Here is a 16,310-nt window from a genome sequence, read left to right on the forward strand (position 1 = left end):
GGAAACGACATGACGACCCATCAGGATTGGAAGCAGAAGGCGAGTGCGTTGTCGCTCGACGGCCGCGCGGTTATCGCGGGGCAACGCAGCGCGGCGGCGTCGGGCGAGACGTTCGCGACGCTCAACCCGGCGTCAGGCAAGGTGCTCGCGGAAGTGGCGCGCTGTAACGAGCGCGATGTCGATCGCGCGGTCGCGGCCGCGCGCGACGCGTTCGAGTCGGGTGTCTGGTCGAAGGCCGCGCCCGCGCATCGCAAGGCGGTGCTGCTGCGCCTCGCGCAGCTGATCGACGAGCATGCAGAGGAACTCGCGCTACTCGAGGCGCTGGAAGCCGGCAAGCCGATCGGCGAATGCCTGGGGCTGGACATTCCCGAATCGGCCGCGTGCATTCGCTGGCACGCGGAAGTGACGGACAAGCGCTACGACGCGTTGTCACCGTCCGGCGCCGGCGTCGTCAGCATGATCACGCGCGAACCGATCGGCGTCGTCGGCGCCGTGCTGCCGTGGAATTTCCCGGCGCTGATGCTAGCGTGGAAAATCGGCCCGGCGCTGTCGGTCGGCAACAGCGTGGTCGTGAAGCCTGCCGAGCAGACGTCGCTGTCGACGCTGCGCATCGCCGATCTCGCGCTGGAAGCCGGCGTGCCGCCCGGCGTGTTCAGCGTCGTGACCGGGTTCGGCGGCGAAGCGGGCGAGGCGATCGGCCGCCATCCGGACGTCGATCTCGTTGCGTTCACCGGCTCGACCGCGACCGGCAAGCGCTTCCTCCACTACTCGGCCGACACCAACCTGAAGCGCGTCGTGCTCGAGTGCGGCGGCAAAAATCCGCAGGTGATCCTGCCGGACGTCGCGAACCTCGACGCGGTGGCCGAGCAGGCGGTCGCAGCGGCATTCTGGAACATGGGCGAGAACTGCAGCGCCGGCTCGCGGATCCTCGTGCCGTCGAGCCGCAAGGCCGAGCTGCTGGAGAAGATCCAGGCCGTGCTCGCCGGCTGGAAGACCGGCGATCCGCTCGACCCGGACGTGAAGCTCGGTGCGCTGATCGAGCAGAAGCACTACGAGAAGGTGCTCGGCCATATCGAGAAGGCGAAGGCAGAAGGCGCGCACGTGGTGTGCGGCGGCCGCGCGATCCTCGCGGAGACCGGCGGCTGGTTCGTCGAACCGACGATCTTCGACCGGGTGACGCTGGAGATGAGCATCGCGCGCGACGAAGTGTTCGGGCCGGTCGTGTGCTTCATCGAGTACGACGACGTCGACGATGCGGTGCGGATCGCGAACGATACGTGCTACGGGCTGGCCGCGTCGCTGTGGACCGACAACGTGAATAGCGCGCACAAGATCGCCGCGCGGATTCGCGCGGGCACGGTCACCGTGAACTGCTTCGGCGAAGGCGACCTGTCGACGCCGTTCGGCGGCTTCAAGCAATCGGGGTTCGGCGGGCGCGACAAGTCCGTCTACGCGCACGATCAATATTGCGAGCTGAAGACCACCTGGCTGAAGCTCGACTGAGTGCGCGGGCCGGGCACGACGCGCGATGGTGCGCCGAACCATGCGTCGCCCGCATGGTCGCCGGTCGTTCGGCCTGCGGGAGTCGCGCACAGCGCGACAAGCGGCGACCCTTGCGGCTGCCGAACCGATGTGCGACTTGCAGTCCCCGTAATCGCTTCCGATAATGGCGGCGCGGTGCACAATCGATCGAAAATGGCGTCGTCGCGACGCTGTTGCGGCGGCCGGGCCGCCCTTGTCAGCCGCCCGGCCGACGCGCAAGCTGCAATATTCGGATAATTGAATGGTTTGCGATGAGACAGCCCGCGGCCAGCGTGCGGGACTGTTGTCGACGGGTGCGTCGACGCAGCGTCCGACCTCCGTTTTGAGAGTGAAAGCCATGTTGAAGAAGCAATTGTTTGCCGACCGACTTCTCGCGCAGATGCCGTCGCTTCGCGCGCTGCGGTGCTTCGTGACGGCGGCGCGCTATGAGAGCTTCACCCAGGCGGCCGAGGTGCTGTGCGTGACGCAGGCCGCGATCAGCCGGCAGATCAAGGAACTCGAGGATTCGCTCGACGTTGCGCTGTTCGAGCGCACCGGCCGGCACATCGCGCTGACGGATGCCGGACGGATTCTCTACAACGCGTCGTATCTGTCGATCATGAACATCGCCGAGGCGGCGGAGGCCGTGCGGCGCACCGACAAGCACGCGTTGATGGTCTGCGTGTCGCACACGTTCTCGGCGCTGTGGCTGTCGTCGCGGCTGCCCGCGTTTCGCGAGCAGTTTCCGAATATCCAGCTGCACGTGATCGTCACCGAACATTTCATGGAGCTCGACGGGCTCATCGAGCCCGACGTGATCATCACGAAGAACCCGCCGCGCGAGCCCGAGTTCGAATCCGAGCCGCTGTTTCATGACATCGTGTATCCAGTCTGCAGCCCGTCGTTTCACGAGCGGCATTTCCACGGCCGGTCGCTGAAGCCGCTGGACCTGCTGTCGAGCCCGACGTTGAACCTGTCGATGCTCGGCCGCGCGCAGGTGTGCGAGCACGTCGACTGGCGCGTGTGGCGCAACTGGTTTCAGCAGAGCGACGGCACCGATATGCTGAGTCAGAACAAGTATCTGGAAAGCAACGACTACCGGCTGCTCGTCGCGCAGGCCGAGGCCGGCGAGGGCACGCTGCTCGGCTGGCATCACCTCGTGCACCGGCAGATCGACCAGGGCATCCTGATGCGGCCGGTGCAGGACGTGCTGGTGTTTCGCGATCGCCATCACTACCTGATCACGCACCGGAATGCTCAGCCGCGCCCGGAGTATCGGATGTTCCGGGAGTGGCTGAGCAACGAGGTCGGCGTGATGATGCGCGGCTGGCTCGACACCGGCGTCGAGATCGCGGGCTAGCGCATCGGCTGCATCGCTCGATCGCGCTGTTCGACAAGGAAGTCTTTCCCGTTTGCTCTCCGGCGTGGCTGCGGCAGGACAGCGCGCTACGGACACGGCGTCGCGCTTGGCTGGGGGTGGTTCGTTCACGACCTGCTTGATACGGCGTCGATTTCAGAATTGAAACTTCGGTTCCATATTTGACGCGGTGCGGCGCCGGGCCTCGCGGCCGGTCACGGTACATCAACGCCGTCCGTTCCATTCTCGATGTGGCCTGCTTTTTGCATTACCGGAGCGACATGCTGGATGTCCGCTCGTTTGACGGATCTTTCCGGATAAACGGAAACGAACCCGACAGTTCGACGGATGCCGCCGATTTTCAATCGTAAGGTGATGCAATGACTGACTACGACAAACGAAGCACCGTATCTGACGGCGACGCGCATTGCGATGCGCAGGAACGCCTGGCGGACGCCAATCGGTCCGCATTGACGCCCGGATGGGTCGGCGCACGCCGCCTCGACACGAACTGGGCCTGGGCGAAAGGAACACCAGGCTACGACTGGATGGATCACGCGCCGCTTTTCGATCCCCGCGATTGATCCTCCCGCGAGCGCAGGTCGTGCCACGGGCTCGCCGTGGTTAGACCGGCGACCGAACCGGCCGGCGAGCCGGTCCCTTATTTCCGGCTGGTCGGTTGGATGCTATTCGTCGTCGCGATGTCGATAGCGGCTGTCCGGCGATCTGGCGAACATGTCGACTGGCGAAAGCCGGGACGATGCAACCTCGACTGACCGACGCGAGAATCCGCACGCCGCCCAGCGAGGCAGGCGGGTGGAGGACGGCGCGTCGGCGAGCTCAATTCAACTCTTTACTATCCATGGCCGCCGTGACGCCTACCCCCATCCAGTCCATCCTGATCGCGAACCGCTCGGAAATCTCGATTCGCGTAATGCGTGCCGCCGCCGAACTGAACATGCGTACGGTGGCGGTCTATTCGAAGGAAGACCGGCTCGCGCTGCATCGCTTCAAGGCGGACGAGAGCTACCTGATCGGCGAGGGCAAGAAGCCGCTCGCCGCGTATCTGGACATCGACGACATCCTGCGTGTCGCACGGCAGGCGAAGGTCGACGCGATTCACCCCGGTTACGGCTTCCTGTCCGAGAACCCGGACTTCGCGCAGGCCGTGATCGACGCCGGCATCCGCTGGATCGGCCCGTCGCCGGACGTGATGCGCACGCTCGGCAACAAGGTTGCCGCGCGCAATGCGGCGATCGCGGCCGGCGTGCCGGTGATGCCCGCGACCGCGCCGCTGCCGGGCGATCTCGACGCGTGCCGGGCGCTGGCCGCGGAGGTCGGCTATCCGCTGATGCTGAAGGCGAGCTGGGGCGGCGGTGGACGCGGGATGCGCGTACTGGAAAACGCTCAGGACCTCGAAACCCTGCTGCCTGTCGCGCGGCGCGAGGCGCTGGCCGCATTCGGCAACGACGAGGTGTACGTCGAGAAACTCGTGCGCAATGCGCGGCACGTCGAGGTGCAGGTGCTCGGCGACCTGCACGGCACGGTCGTCCATTTGTACGAGCGCGACTGCACGGTGCAGCGACGCAACCAGAAGGTCGTCGAACGCGCACCGGCGCCATATCTCGACGACGCGGGCCGGCAGGCGCTGTGCGAATCGGCGCTGCGCCTGATGCGCGCGGTCGGTTACACGCATGCGGGCACCGTCGAATTCCTGATGGATGCCGACACCGGCCAGTTCTACTTCATCGAGGTGAACCCGCGCATCCAGGTCGAGCACACGGTGACCGAGATGATCACCGGCATCGACATCGTGAAGGCGCAGATTCGCATCACGGAAGGCGCCCGTATTGGTCTCGCCGAGGACGCAACGGACGGCGACGGCGCGCTTGTCGCACGTGCGGCAGGCGTGCCGGAACAGCAGGCGATTCCGCTGAACGGCAACGCATTGCAATGCCGGATCACGACCGAGGATCCGGAGAACGACTTCCTGCCCGACTACGGGCGGCTCACGGCCTATCGCAGCGCGGCGGGCTTCGGCGTGCGCCTCGACGCCGGCACCGCCTATGGCGGCGCGGTGATCACGCCGTACTACGACTCGCTGCTCGTGAAGGTGACGACCTGGGCGCCGACGGCCGCCGAATCGATCCACCGGATGGATCGCGCGCTGCGCGAGTTCCGCATTCGCGGCGTCACGTCGAACCTGCAGTTCCTCGAGAACGTGATCAATCACCCGGCCTTCATCGCGGGCGACGTGACGACGCGCTTCATCGACAAGACGCCGGAGCTGCTCGCATTCGCGAAGCGTGGCGATCGCGCGACGAAGCTGCTGCGCTATCTCGGCGAGCTGAACGTGAACGGAAACGCCGAGATGAGCGGTCGCACGCTACCGGCTCTGCCGTTGCCGAAGCCGGTGTTGCCGAAGATCGATACGGCCGTGGCGATTCCTGCGGGCACGCGCGATCGCTTGCGTGAGCTTGGTCCCGAGAAATTCGCGCGCTGGATGCTCGACCAGAAGCAGGTGCTGCTGACCGACACGACGATGCGTGACGCGCACCAGTCGCTGTTCGCGACGCGCATGCGCACCGCCGACATGCTGCCGATCGCGCCGTTCTATGCGCGCGAGCTGTCGCAGCTGTTCTCGCTCGAATGCTGGGGCGGCGCGACGTTCGACGTCGCGCTGCGGTTCCTGAAGGAAGACCCGTGGGAGCGGCTCGCGCTGCTGCGCGAACGCGTGCCGAACATCCTGTTCCAGATGCTGCTGCGCGGCTCGAACGCGGTCGGCTATACGAACTACGCGGACAACGTCGTGCGCTTCTTCGTGCAGCAGGCCGCGAGTGCCGGCGTCGACGTGTTCCGCGTGTTCGATTCGCTGAACTGGGTGCGCAACATGCGCGTGGCGATCGATGCGGTGGGCGAGAGCGGGATGCTGTGCGAAGGCGCGATCTGCTACACCGGCGATCTGTTCGACACGTCGCGCTCGAAGTACGACCTCAAGTACTACGTCGGCATCGCGCGCGAACTGCAGCAGGCCGGCGTGCACGTGCTCGGCATCAAGGACATGGCCGGCATCTGCCGCCCGCAGGCGGTCGCGACGCTCGTGAAGGCGCTCAAGGAGGAAACCGGGCTGCCCGTGCATTTCCATACGCACGACACGAGCGGCATCGCCGCGGCGTCGGTGCTTGCGGCAGTCGGTGCGGGCTGCGATGCGGTTGACGGCGCGCTCGACGCGATGAGCGGGCTCACGTCGCAGCCGAACCTGTCGAGCATTGCGGCGGCGCTGGCCGGCGGCGAACGCGATCCGGGGCTGGATCAGGACCGTCTGCACGAAGCGTCGATGTACTGGGAAGGCGTGCGCCGGTATTACGCGCCATTCGAATCCGAGATCCGCGCGGGCACGGCTGACGTCTACCGTCACGAGATGCCCGGCGGCCAGTACACGAACCTGCGCGAGCAGGCGCGTTCGCTCGGCATCGATCATCGCTGGACCGAGGTATCGCGCGCGTATGCGGACGTGAACCGGCTGTTCGGCGACATCGTCAAGGTCACGCCGACGTCGAAGGTGGTCGGCGACATGGCGTTGATGATGGTCGCGAACGACCTGAGCGTGGACGACGTGCGCAATCCGGACAAGGACATCGCGTTCCCGGAATCGGTCGTGTCGCTGTTCAAGGGCGAGCTGGGCTTCCCGCCCGACGGCTTTCCGGCCGAACTGTCGCGCAAGGTGCTCAAGAGCGAGCCGCCGGCACCGTATCGTCCCGGCGACCAGATTCCGCCGGTCGACCTCGACGCGGCACGCAAGCAGGCCGAGGTCGCGTGCGAGCAACCGCTCGACGACCGGCAACTCGCGTCCTACCTGATGTATCCGAAACAGACGGTCGACTATTACGCGCACGTTCGCGCGTACAGCGACACGTCGGTCGTGCCGACGTCCGCGTTCCTGTACGGCCTGCAGCCACAGGAGGAAGTGGCGATCGACATCGAGCCGGGCAAGACGCTGCTCGTATCGCTGCAGGGCCAGCATGCCGATGCGCAGGACGGCATCGTGAAGGTGCTGTTCGAGCTGAACGGCCAGTCGCGTTCCGCGCTGGTCGAGCAGAAGAGCGTCGTGCAGGCGGGCAAGGAGCGCCATGGTCTGCAGCGTGCCGATCCGGCGAATCCGATGCATGTTGCCGCGCCGATGCCGGGCTCGGTGGTGACGGTGGCCGTACAGCCGGGGCAGCGCGTGGCGGCCGGCACCACGCTGATCGCGCTTGAGGCGATGAAGATGGAAACACACATCGCGGCGGAGCGCGACTGCGAGATCGCGGCCGTGCATGTGAAGCCGGGCGAACGGGTGGCGGCGAAGGATCTGCTGATCGAGTTGAAAGACCCGACACAATGAGGGTTGCCGCGATCGGTCGTGCGTGGTGACCGGGCGGGGCATCGCAATCGGCACACCGCCTGCTCGGGGGGGCGTGCCGAACTGTTCGGCGACGGCTGCCTGCGCGTCGTTACGCGCCGACGCGCAGGCAGCCGGCCCGCCATCGGTCAGTACACCGCGTCGCTCCCCCCCTGATCGGTCACGATCGCAACCCCCGAACTCGTGCCGAGCCGCGTCGCGCCGGCCTCGATCATCGCGAGCGCGGCCGCGCGGTCGCGTACGCCGCCCGACGCCTTCACACCGAGCACGGGGCCGACCGTGCGGCGCATCAGCGCGACATCCGCGAGCGTCGCGCCGCCGTGGCCGAAGCCGGTCGACGTCTTCACGAACGCGACGCCGAGGTCGCGGCACATCTCGCACACGCGCACCTTCTCGTCGTCGGTCAGCAGCCCCGTTTCAAGAATCACCTTGAGCGGCACCGTGCCGCAGGCGCGGTGCACGGCGTCGATATCGGCCTTCACGTCGTCGGCGCGGCCGCTCTTCAGCGCGCCGAGGTTGATCACCATGTCGATCTCGCGCGCGCCCGCCGCGATCGCGGCCGACGCCTCGAACGCCTTCGCGGCGGACAGGCCCGCGCCGAGCGGGAAGCCGACCACCGCACACACAAGCACGCCGGTGTCGGCCAGCTCGCGCGCGGCGAGCGGCACGTTCGCCGAATTCACGCAGACCGAGTAAAAGCGATGCTCGGCCGCCTGGCGGCAGAGTTCGCGGATCTGTGCGTCGCTCGCGTCGGGCGCGAGCAGCGTGTGATCGATGGTTTGAGCGAGTTGGGCGTTGGAAAGCGGCATGTTTCAGGACTCCACGGATCGTGTGCGGGAAGGGCACACGTAAAGTTGATGTTTTCACATCGGTTTGTTACAAATACGACATTCCGGCCGGGCCCACGCGCCCGGCATGACAAGCGACGGATGCGACGGGTACGCAGGATACTGGCATGGAAACGAAGAAGGGCGAACGGATCAAGACGCTGATGAATGTGCTGCAAGGGCAGAACGCGATTCATCTGAGGGAAGTCGCCGAACTGTTCGGCGTGTCGGAAATGACGATCCGACGCGACCTCGCGGACAATCCGCACGGCCTCAGCCTGATCGGCGGCTACGTGACGCGCCACTTCGCCGCGCAGCGCAGCGACATCGGCGAGTACGTCGTCAGCGCCGAGAACAACCGGCAGACCGAGGAGAAACGCCGCATTGGCAAGCTGGCCGCGCAGTTCGTGACGACCGGCGACACGATCTTCGTCGACTGCGGCTCGACCACGCCGTTCATCGTCGACTTCATCCCTGACGACCTCGAATTCACCGCCGTCTGCAATTCGCTGAACGTGTTCGCGAAGCTGCAGCAGAAACCGCATTGCAGCGTGATCCTGTGCGGCGGCGTGTATCACCGCAAGAACATGGTGTTCGAGTCGGTGGCCGAGACGGGCATCCTCGACACGGTGCGTGTGTCGAAGGCGTTCATCTCCGCGGCCGGCGTGAGCGACCGCTGCGGCGTGACCTGCTTCAACTTCCACGAAGTCGACGCGAAGAAGAAAGTGATGGAACGCGCGCAGAACCGCTTCCTGCTCGTCGACCACACGAAGTTCGACGAAGTGCGCGCGGCCTATTTCGCCGAGCTGACCGACTTCAACTACGTGATCTCGGACGGGCAGCTGAGCCGCCGGTACGAAACGACGATCCGCGAACACGGGATCGCGCTCGTGACCTGATGCAGCATGGCGGCGCAGTTCGATCTCGCCTCGCATCGTCAGGCTCCTGACGTGTTGCGCGCAGCGGCATAGCGCGCGGGCGCGTTGCCGTCGGCGGCTGCGTCGGGCATCGCCGCCGGCTGGTGCCGCAGGCAGTAGAAGCCGTAGTAGACGATCACGACGAAGCACGCGAGCGGCACGACGAATGCGAGCTGCATGTTGCCGCCCGTGTGATCGGAGATCAGCCCCTGGATCAGCGGTACGACCGCGCCGCCGACGATGCTCATCACGAGGATCGAGCCGCCGTATTCGGTGTCCTTGCCGAGCCCGTCGATCGTGAGGCCATAGATCGTCGGCCAGCACGGGCCGAGGAACACGCTCACGCCCACGGCTGCATAGACGGCCGTGATGTTGTGCACGCTGATCGTGTACGCGAGCAGCACGATGCACAGGATGCCGTAGACGATCAGCACCTTGGCCGGGCCGACACGCTTCATCACGAGCGTCGCGATCAGCTTGCCGACGAAGAACGCGAAGAACGTCGCGAGCAGGTAGTGCGACGCGCCGCGCTCGGTGAGGCCGCCGATCTGCATCGCGAGCCGGATGGTGAAGCTCCAGACGCCCACTTGTGCACCGACGTACAGGAACTGCGCGACGATGCCCGCGACGAAGCGCCGGTTGCCGAACAGGCGCGCCAGCGTGCCGCGCGCGTCGATCCGGTGTGTGGCCACGCCGGGGCCGTTGCCCTTGCAGGCCGGGTAGGGCGTGAGCGCAAACACGACGAACACGCCCGCGAGCACGACGATCAGCCACTTGTACGGCTCGAGCGTGGCCTGGATCATCGCGAGCTGGTGGACGTGGGCTTCGGCCGCCGACATCGCGGCGAGCTGCGCATGCGACGCATCGCCCTCCTTGAAGATCAGGAAGCTGCCCATGTACACGCCGGCCATCGCGCCGAACGGATAGAACGTCTGCGAGATGTTCAGCCGCCGCGTGCTGGTTTCGCGCGGGCCCATCAGTGTCGAATACGAGTTCGACGCGGTTTCGAGGAACGACAGGCCCGCCGCGATCACGAACAGCGCGACGAGGAACATCCCGTACTTCGCCATCGACGCGGCCGGGAAGAACAGCAGGCAGCCGGTCGTGTACAGCAGCAGGCCGACGAGGATCGTCGTCTTGTAGCTGAACTTCTTCACGACGGTCGCGGCCGGAATCGCGAGAAAGAAGTAGCCGAGATAGAACGCGGACTGCACGAACGCCGATTCGAAGTCGGACAGGAAGAACGATTTCTTGAACTGCGCGATCAGCACGTCGTTCAGGTTCGCGGCGGTGCCCCACAGCGCGAACAGGCAGCACAGCAGCGTGAACGCGAAGAGCGGCGTGCGGTTCAGGTAATAGCCGTCGGGGGCGTGTTCGATTCTGGTACGGCCCATGGGTGTCTCCTTCCCGGTTGTCTCGTCGATGAAGGCGCCGTTCAGATGCCGGCGTCGCGGAGGAAGCGTTCGAACGTCGCGGCGTCGGCGTACGATTTCTGCGTGCCGAGGCCCATGACCGAATGCGCGGCGTAGGCCGACGCGTAGCGCATCGCGTCGATCGCATCGCGCGTCGCCGCGTAGCAGCGCGCGAAGCAGCCGATGTACGCGTCGCCGGCACCCGTCGTGTCGCGCGCATCGACCTGTACGCCCGGCACGTGCCGCGCGCCGTCGCGTGACACGAGCAGCGAGCCGTCGCTGCCGAGCGTGACGAGCACGTGCTTGAGCCCGCGCGCGATCAGCGATTCGGCGGCGCGGGCGGCGCTCGCGCGCGAATCGACCGGCATGCCCGACACGATCGCGAGTTCGGTCTCGTTCGGCACGAAGAATTCGACGGACCGGATCCGCTCGAAATCAAGATCGGCCACGGCGGGTGCGGGGTTCAGCAGCACGGGAATGCCGTGCCGGGCACCGAATTCGATCGCGTGATAGACGGTGTCGAGCTCGATCTCGAGCTGCAGCACGATCAGCGCGCATTCGACGAGCTGCGGCGCGGCCGCGTCGATGTCGGCGGGCGTCAGGTGGCGGTTCGCGCCCTTGACGATCAGGATGCTGTTGCTCGAATCGGGTTCGACGAAGATCGGCGCGACGCCGCTCGGCACGCCGGCGACCTTGCGCACGTGCGTGGTGTCGATGCCCTCGCGCTCGAAGTTGCGGATCGTGTTGTCGGCGAACATGTCGTCGCCGACCTTCGTGACCATCACGACACGCGCACCGAGGCGCGCGGCCGCGACGGCCTGGTTCGCGCCCTTGCCGCCGCAGCCGAGCTCGAAGTTCGGCGCCTCGAGCGTTTCGCCCCGGGCGGGTATGCGTGTGACGTAGGTCACGAGATCGACCATGTTGCTGCCGATGACGGCGATTGTCTCCATCTGCGTCTCTTCCTTGGAATGGGGGGCGTATACGATCGACGGCGGCCACCACGAATGATAATAAAATCACAACAAATGTGATAATGCAATCGTATGATGTTATGTGGGTCACTATGTGGGATCGGCCCGGGTGCGCCTGGTACTGGGCGCACCAGACGCAGGACATCCGGGGCGTGACTGCGCTCATCCTGAAGTCGCTGGCGGGTCTCTGGTGCGCGACGCCGCACGCGGCGAGCGTGCGCGTCCCGACCAGGTTCGCGCACGGGGCATCGGGCCCGCGAAGGTCACACGTGCGGCTCGCGGCTCAGCCAGTCAATGCGACGACACGAACACCGCATCGTCGAATGGCGCCGGAATCGCGAACTGCGCGCGCATGCGCTTCGTCTCCTGCGCGGGCGTCAGGCCGAACAGCCGCTTGAATTCCCGGCTGAACTGCGACGCGCTCGCATAACCGACCGCATGGCCGGCCGCCTCCGCAGTCAGGTCCTGGCGCACCATCAACAGGCGCGCCTGATGCAGCCGCGTCGACTTCAGGTACTGCATCGGCGACACCTGCGTGATCGCCTTGAAGTGGCTGTGGAAGCTCGGCACGCTCATGCCGGCTTCCCCGGCCAGTTGCGTCACGTCGAGCGACTTCGCGTAGTCGGCGTGGATCATGCGCAGCGAACGGCCGATCCGGCCGAACTGTCCACGCATCGCCAGCGCGCTGCGCATTGCGCCGCCCTGCGCGCTGGTGAGCACGCGGAAATACAGTTCGCGCAGCAACCCGGGGCCGAGCACCGCCGCTTCGAGCGGGCGGTGCATCGCCTCGACGAACCGCAGCACGGTCGCGTGCATCGCATTGTCCATCGGCGTCGACATCATGCTTTTCGGCGCTTGCACGGGTTCGGCGATTCCCTCGCGATCGATCTGCGCGGCCAGTTCGGCGGCCATCGGGAAATCGAGGTGCAGATACAGCGCGAGCAGCGGGTGCTCCGCCGTTGCGTCGGTTTCCATGCTGAACGGCACGGGCACCGATACGGCGAGGTAGTGGTCCTCGTCGTACAGATAGCGTTCGCCGCCGAAATAGCCGCGCTTGCTGCCCTGGCACACGATCACGATGCCCGGGTCGTACAGCACCGGCGTGCGGGATAGCGCGCGGTTCGAACGCAGGATGCGCACGCTCGGTAGCGCGGTCAGGTTGTAGCCTTCGTCGGGCGCCAACGCATGCAGCAACGCGATCAGGCGTTTGCGACCGCGCGCGGGCAGCGACGGCGAGTGGGACGAGGAGGAGGCGGCGTTCATAGTTTCAGGCAAGAAATTCAGCGGAATCGGGCTTCTTCGACCTAGTTCGTCAGACTAGCATGCATGCTTCGATCGACATTCGGGAGAAGCTCACATGGCATCCGGCAACATCATGCTCATCACCGGCGTCAGCAGCGGCTTCGGCCGTGCGCTCGCGCAAGCGGCGCTGGCCGCGGGTCATACGGTGGTCGGCACCGTGAGAAGCGAAGCGGCAAAACGGGCGTTCGAGGCGCTGTCCCCACGTGCGGCCATCGGGCGCGTGCTCGACGTGACCGACTTCGAGCGCATCAACGGCGTCGTCGCGGAAATCGAGTCGAGCGTCGGGCCCGTCGACGTGCTGGTGAACAATGCCGGTTATGGACACGAAGGCATCATGGAGGAGTCGCCGCTGTCGGAGATGCGCCGACAGTTCGACGTGAACGTATTCGGCGCCGTCGCGATGTTGAAGGCCGTCGTGCCGTTCATGCGCGAACGCCGGCGCGGCCGCATCCTGAACATCACGTCGATGGGCGGCCACATCACGATGCCGGGCATCGCCTATTACTGCGGCAGCAAGTTCGCGCTGGAAGGGATTTCGGAGACGCTCGGCAAGGAGCTCGAGCCGTTTGGCATCGCGGTGACTGCCGTTGCGCCGGGCTCGTTCCGTACCGACTGGGCTGGCCGTTCGATGACGCGAACGCCGCGTTCGATCGCCGATTACGACGCGCTCTTCGATCCGATCCGCCAGGCGCGCGAGGAGAAAAACGGCCGCCAGTCGGGCGATCCCGCGAAGGCGGCGCGCGCGATGCTTGCGGTCATCGCGGCGGACCATCCGCCGGCCCATCTGTTGCTCGGCAGCGATGCGCTTCGGCTCGTGCGCGCCAAATGGTCGGCGCTGGAAGACGAAATTCGCACATGGGGGGCGGTGACCGTGTCGACGGACGGTTGACGCGCGATCGGTCGTGCGTGACGCGTCACACGGTGAGTACCAGGGTGCCGATGCACGGCGCGACGTAATTGGCTTCATGACACGGTCGCGGTTTTCCGCTACAACACTGAGGTGCTGCGTCGACCGACGCGGTGTGCCACCGCGCCGCAGCTCGTCACCGACACCCGCCCGGGTGGCCGGCCGGCACGTATGTTCACTTACCTCAAAGGAGCCTGCAGCCATGCCGTACATCACCACGAAGGACAACGTCGACATCTTCTACAAGGACTGGGGCCCGAAGGACGCGCAGCCGATCATGTTCCACCATGGCTGGCCGCTGTCTTCCGACGACTGGGATGCGCAGTTGCTGTTCTTCGTTCAGAAGGGCTATCGCGTGGTCGCGCACGATCGCCGCGGGCACGGCCGGTCGGCGCAGGTTTCCGACGGCCACGACATGGATCACTACGCGGCGGACGCGTTCGCGGTGGCCGAAGCGCTCGACCTGCGCAACGCGGTTCATATCGGTCACTCGACCGGCGGCGGCGAAGTCGCACGCTACGTGGCCCGCCACGGCGAGCCGGCCGGACGTGTCGCGAAGGCGGTGCTGGTCAGCGCGGTGCCGCCGCTGATGCTGAAGACGGACGCGAACCCGGAAGGCCTGCCGCTCGAGGTCTTCGACGGCTTCCGCAAGGCGCTCGCCGACAACCGCGCGCAGTTCTTCCTGGACGTGCCGTCGGGCCCGTTCTACGGTTTCAACCGGCCGGGCGCGGTGGTGCACCAGGGCGTGATCCAGAACTGGTGGCGTCAGGGCATGATCGGCAGCGCGAAGGCGCACTATGAAGGCATCAAGGCGTTCTCGGAAACGGACCAGACCGAAGACCTGCGGTCGATCTCGGTGCCGACGCTCGTGCTGCACGGCGAAGACGATCAGATCGTGCCGATCGCGGACTCGGCGCTGAAGTCGGTCAAGCTGCTGAAGAACGGCACGCTGAAGACGTATCCGGGCTATTCGCACGGGATGCTGACGGTCAATGCGGACGTGCTGAACGCCGATCTGCTCGCCTTCATCCAGTCGTAACGCTATCGTTGCATGCCCGCTTTCGCGGGCTGTGCCGCGCTGGCCGGTCATGCCGGTCGCCTCGGCGCCGATTTGATTCGGTGTCCTGTGCGTTGCGCGGAGCGGGGACACCGCGTCGACTTGAGTCTGCGCGGTGTCGTCTTGCCGCTGAACCGGTGCGTCGGCGGCAACGCGCGTGCAGCCGGATCGCGCCGCGCGCGTCACACGTCACGCATTGTTTGCGGCGCTGTCGCCGACATCGCCTTCGATCGCGGCCATCAGATCGTCGACGCTCACCATCAACGCTCGAACCTGCCGCAGCGATTCGTACTGATGCAGCACTGCGCGCCATGACGGCAGTTCCAGCAACGCTTGCCATACGGCGCCGAGGCCGTGCGGATCGGCATCCGCGTGCTGCGCCAGCGCGCTCGCGTATTCAAGGCTCGCCGGCGCCGACAGCAACTGCATCCGGCTTGCGGCCCCCAGCAGGCGCGGCGCGGGGTCTGCCGATGCATCGCAGCAGTACAACACCTCGCGCTGCAGTGACGCGTCGTCGATCGTCAGTGCGTGCAGCGACGCACCGTGCAGGCGTACCGCGCCTTCGCGCGTGTCGAACGTATAGACAGTGTCCGGATCGGCTTGTGCGAGCAGGCTCAGGCCGCGCAGCAGGCGCGGCAGGTCGGTGGTCGAGGCATCCGCGGACGCTTTCGCTTCGACGAGAAACAGGACGTGCCACGCGGCCGACGGATCGTCGCCGCGCGCGCGCTCGAGCAGCACCGCATCCCACTCGGTTTTCGCGCGGTCGTGTTTGCCGGGTATCGAGGCCGGCACGCGCATCGACGTGACCACGCGATACGTGCGGTGCGCGTCGCTCGCATCGAGCTGCGCGGCCAGGGCGTCGAGCGCCTGCGCGGCCAGCGCTTCGACGGCCGCGCCCCGCTGTTGCGACGTGACGCCTTGCGCGACGGCGAGCGCGCTGCCTTCGAGCGGACCCTGGCGGCTCCACAGCGTGCGGTACCGCTGGACGTCCGGATCCGGCAACAATGCGTCGAGACGCTGCAGTCGGGCAAGCGCGGCGCTGTCCTTCAGTTTGGCGATGTCCTGTTCGAACGCGGTGTCGGCCGCCGTCTCCGGTTGCGTGAGCAAGTGGCGCAGTGTGGCATCGAGAGCGTCCCACGACGCGCCCGCCGCGGCCGCATGCAGCCGTGCGAGCGGTTCGCGTTGCCATGCCTGCGCACGCCGTTCGAGCCGGGCCGGATGCGCGATCGTGTTGACGGCCGAACGCAGTGTGCGCCGATCCTGCTCGGCATGCGAGGCGAGCGATGCGTATTCGCGCACGGCCGGGGCACCATGTCGAAGCACCGCGGCCTGGAATGCGGGGTCGCCGGACCGTGCGTCCATCGCGTCGCCGATCATCCGCGCGAGCGCGTCGATGAACCGGCGTTGCAATGCCGGGGCGGGCGTGAGGCCGTCGGCGTGCATCCGGCGCGCTTCCTCGATCACGATGGCGATGATGGCGGCCGGGTTCGCGGCATCGGTCAGCGACGATGCGCGCACGAACGGCGGCAGCCGGTAGCGGCGATCGACTGTGCTCAGGACTTCGTCCAGCAGGGCAGGCAACGGTGTCGGCGGCATGGCGAGTGACGGGAGGGGCACGCGGTTCGCGCGTGACGGGC

At 66.4% G+C, this 16,310-nt stretch carries 12 protein-coding genes; 7 read left to right on the forward strand and 5 right to left on the reverse strand.

The features are described from left to right. The first annotated feature begins 9 nt into the window (after nt 1-9). The 4 genes from DIE08_RS07760 to DIE08_RS07775 all read left to right on the forward strand — a co-directional run bounded on the left by DIE08_RS07760 (nt 10) and on the right by DIE08_RS07775 (nt 7,262). Nucleotides 10-1,503 (forward strand): aldehyde dehydrogenase, encoded by a 1,494-nt coding sequence (locus DIE08_RS07760; protein ID WP_124901517.1) that lies wholly within the window; start codon nt 10-12, stop codon nt 1,501-1,503. A gap of 376 nt (nt 1,504-1,879) precedes the next feature. Then, nucleotides 1,880-2,881 (forward strand): LysR substrate-binding domain-containing protein, encoded by a 1,002-nt coding sequence (locus DIE08_RS07765; protein ID WP_124901518.1) that lies wholly within the window; start codon nt 1,880-1,882, stop codon nt 2,879-2,881. A gap of 377 nt (nt 2,882-3,258) precedes the next feature. Beyond that, nucleotides 3,259-3,462, forward strand: a complete 204-nt coding sequence (locus DIE08_RS07770) for a hypothetical protein (RefSeq protein WP_124901519.1) — start codon at nt 3,259-3,261, stop codon at nt 3,460-3,462. Between the two features lie 278 nt (nt 3,463-3,740). Then, nucleotides 3,741-7,262 (forward strand): pyruvate carboxylase, encoded by a 3,522-nt coding sequence (locus DIE08_RS07775; RefSeq protein ID WP_124901520.1) that lies wholly within the window; start codon nt 3,741-3,743, stop codon nt 7,260-7,262. Between the two features lie 146 nt (nt 7,263-7,408). Here DIE08_RS07775 and deoC read toward each other — a convergent pair whose 3' ends face one another. Next, nucleotides 7,409-8,089, reverse strand: a complete 681-nt coding sequence (deoC, locus tag DIE08_RS07780; RefSeq protein WP_124901521.1) for a deoxyribose-phosphate aldolase — start codon at nt 8,087-8,089, stop codon at nt 7,409-7,411. 146 nt (nt 8,090-8,235) lie between these two features. Here deoC and deoR point away from each other — a divergent pair, with 146 nt between their 5' ends. Next, a complete protein-coding gene (deoR, locus tag DIE08_RS07785; protein WP_124625545.1) occupies nt 8,236-9,006 on the forward strand; it encodes a DNA-binding transcriptional repressor DeoR in 771 nt (256 codons plus the stop codon). 38 nt (nt 9,007-9,044) lie between these two features. Here deoR and fucP read toward each other — a convergent pair whose 3' ends face one another. The 3 genes from fucP to DIE08_RS07805 form a co-directional block, all read right to left on the reverse strand. Next, nucleotides 9,045-10,418, reverse strand: coding sequence for an L-fucose:H+ symporter permease (gene fucP / locus DIE08_RS07790; RefSeq protein ID WP_124625542.1), 1,374 nt, complete (start codon nt 10,416-10,418; stop codon nt 9,045-9,047). A gap of 41 nt (nt 10,419-10,459) precedes the next feature. Beyond that, nucleotides 10,460-11,386 carry a ribokinase gene (gene rbsK / locus DIE08_RS07795; RefSeq protein WP_124901522.1) on the reverse strand — a complete coding sequence of 309 codons (927 nt, stop codon included), beginning with the start codon at nt 11,384-11,386 and terminating at the stop codon, nt 10,460-10,462. 312 nt (nt 11,387-11,698) lie between these two features. Next, nucleotides 11,699-12,670, reverse strand: a complete 972-nt coding sequence (locus DIE08_RS07805) for an AraC family transcriptional regulator (protein WP_124901524.1) — start codon at nt 12,668-12,670, stop codon at nt 11,699-11,701. A 94-nt stretch (nt 12,671-12,764) separates the two neighbouring features. Here DIE08_RS07805 and DIE08_RS07810 point away from each other — a divergent pair, with 94 nt between their 5' ends. Next, the gene (locus tag DIE08_RS07810) at nt 12,765-13,598 is read left to right on the forward strand and encodes an oxidoreductase (RefSeq protein ID WP_124901525.1); all 834 of its coding nucleotides are present in this window, start codon (nt 12,765-12,767) and stop codon (nt 13,596-13,598) included. Nucleotides 13,599-13,818: 220 nt separating this feature from the next. Continuing rightward, on the forward strand, nt 13,819-14,655 hold the full coding sequence (locus DIE08_RS07815; RefSeq protein WP_059605832.1) for an alpha/beta fold hydrolase: 837 nt from the start codon (nt 13,819-13,821) through the stop codon (nt 14,653-14,655). A gap of 207 nt (nt 14,656-14,862) precedes the next feature. Here DIE08_RS07815 and DIE08_RS07820 read toward each other — a convergent pair whose 3' ends face one another. Further along, nucleotides 14,863-16,269, reverse strand: a complete 1,407-nt coding sequence (locus tag DIE08_RS07820) for a 3-deoxy-D-arabino-heptulosonate 7-phosphate synthase (RefSeq protein WP_124901664.1) — start codon at nt 16,267-16,269, stop codon at nt 14,863-14,865. Nucleotides 16,270-16,310 lie beyond the last annotated feature (41 nt).

Source organism: Burkholderia sp. Bp9004, from assembly GCF_003858025.1.
Taxonomy (GTDB): domain Bacteria; phylum Pseudomonadota; class Gammaproteobacteria; order Burkholderiales; family Burkholderiaceae; genus Burkholderia; species Burkholderia diffusa.

Excerpts from the sequence above, each read along its gene's own strand:
- deoC (WP_124901521.1), bottom strand. The coding sequence starts at position 8,089 with ATGCCGCTTTCCAACGCCCAACTCGCTCAAACCATCGATCACACGCTG.
- DIE08_RS07760 (WP_124901517.1), top strand. The coding sequence starts at position 10 with ATGACGACCCATCAGGATTGGAAGCAGAAGGCGAGTGCGTTGTCGCTC.
- DIE08_RS07815 (WP_059605832.1), top strand. The coding sequence starts at position 13,819 with ATGCCGTACATCACCACGAAGGACAACGTCGACATCTTCTACAAGGAC.
- DIE08_RS07805 (WP_124901524.1), bottom strand. The coding sequence starts at position 12,670 with ATGAACGCCGCCTCCTCCTCGTCCCACTCGCCGTCGCTGCCCGCGCGC.
- DIE08_RS07810 (WP_124901525.1), top strand. The coding sequence starts at position 12,765 with ATGGCATCCGGCAACATCATGCTCATCACCGGCGTCAGCAGCGGCTTC.
- DIE08_RS07765 (WP_124901518.1), top strand. The coding sequence starts at position 1,880 with ATGTTGAAGAAGCAATTGTTTGCCGACCGACTTCTCGCGCAGATGCCG.
- fucP (WP_124625542.1), bottom strand. The coding sequence starts at position 10,418 with ATGGGCCGTACCAGAATCGAACACGCCCCCGACGGCTATTACCTGAAC.
- DIE08_RS07820 (WP_124901664.1), bottom strand. The coding sequence starts at position 16,269 with ATGCCGCCGACACCGTTGCCTGCCCTGCTGGACGAAGTCCTGAGCACA.
- rbsK (WP_124901522.1), bottom strand. The coding sequence starts at position 11,386 with ATGGAGACAATCGCCGTCATCGGCAGCAACATGGTCGATCTCGTGACC.
- deoR (WP_124625545.1), top strand. The coding sequence starts at position 8,236 with ATGGAAACGAAGAAGGGCGAACGGATCAAGACGCTGATGAATGTGCTG.
- DIE08_RS07775 (WP_124901520.1), top strand. The coding sequence starts at position 3,741 with ATGGCCGCCGTGACGCCTACCCCCATCCAGTCCATCCTGATCGCGAAC.
- DIE08_RS07770 (WP_124901519.1), top strand. The coding sequence starts at position 3,259 with ATGACTGACTACGACAAACGAAGCACCGTATCTGACGGCGACGCGCAT.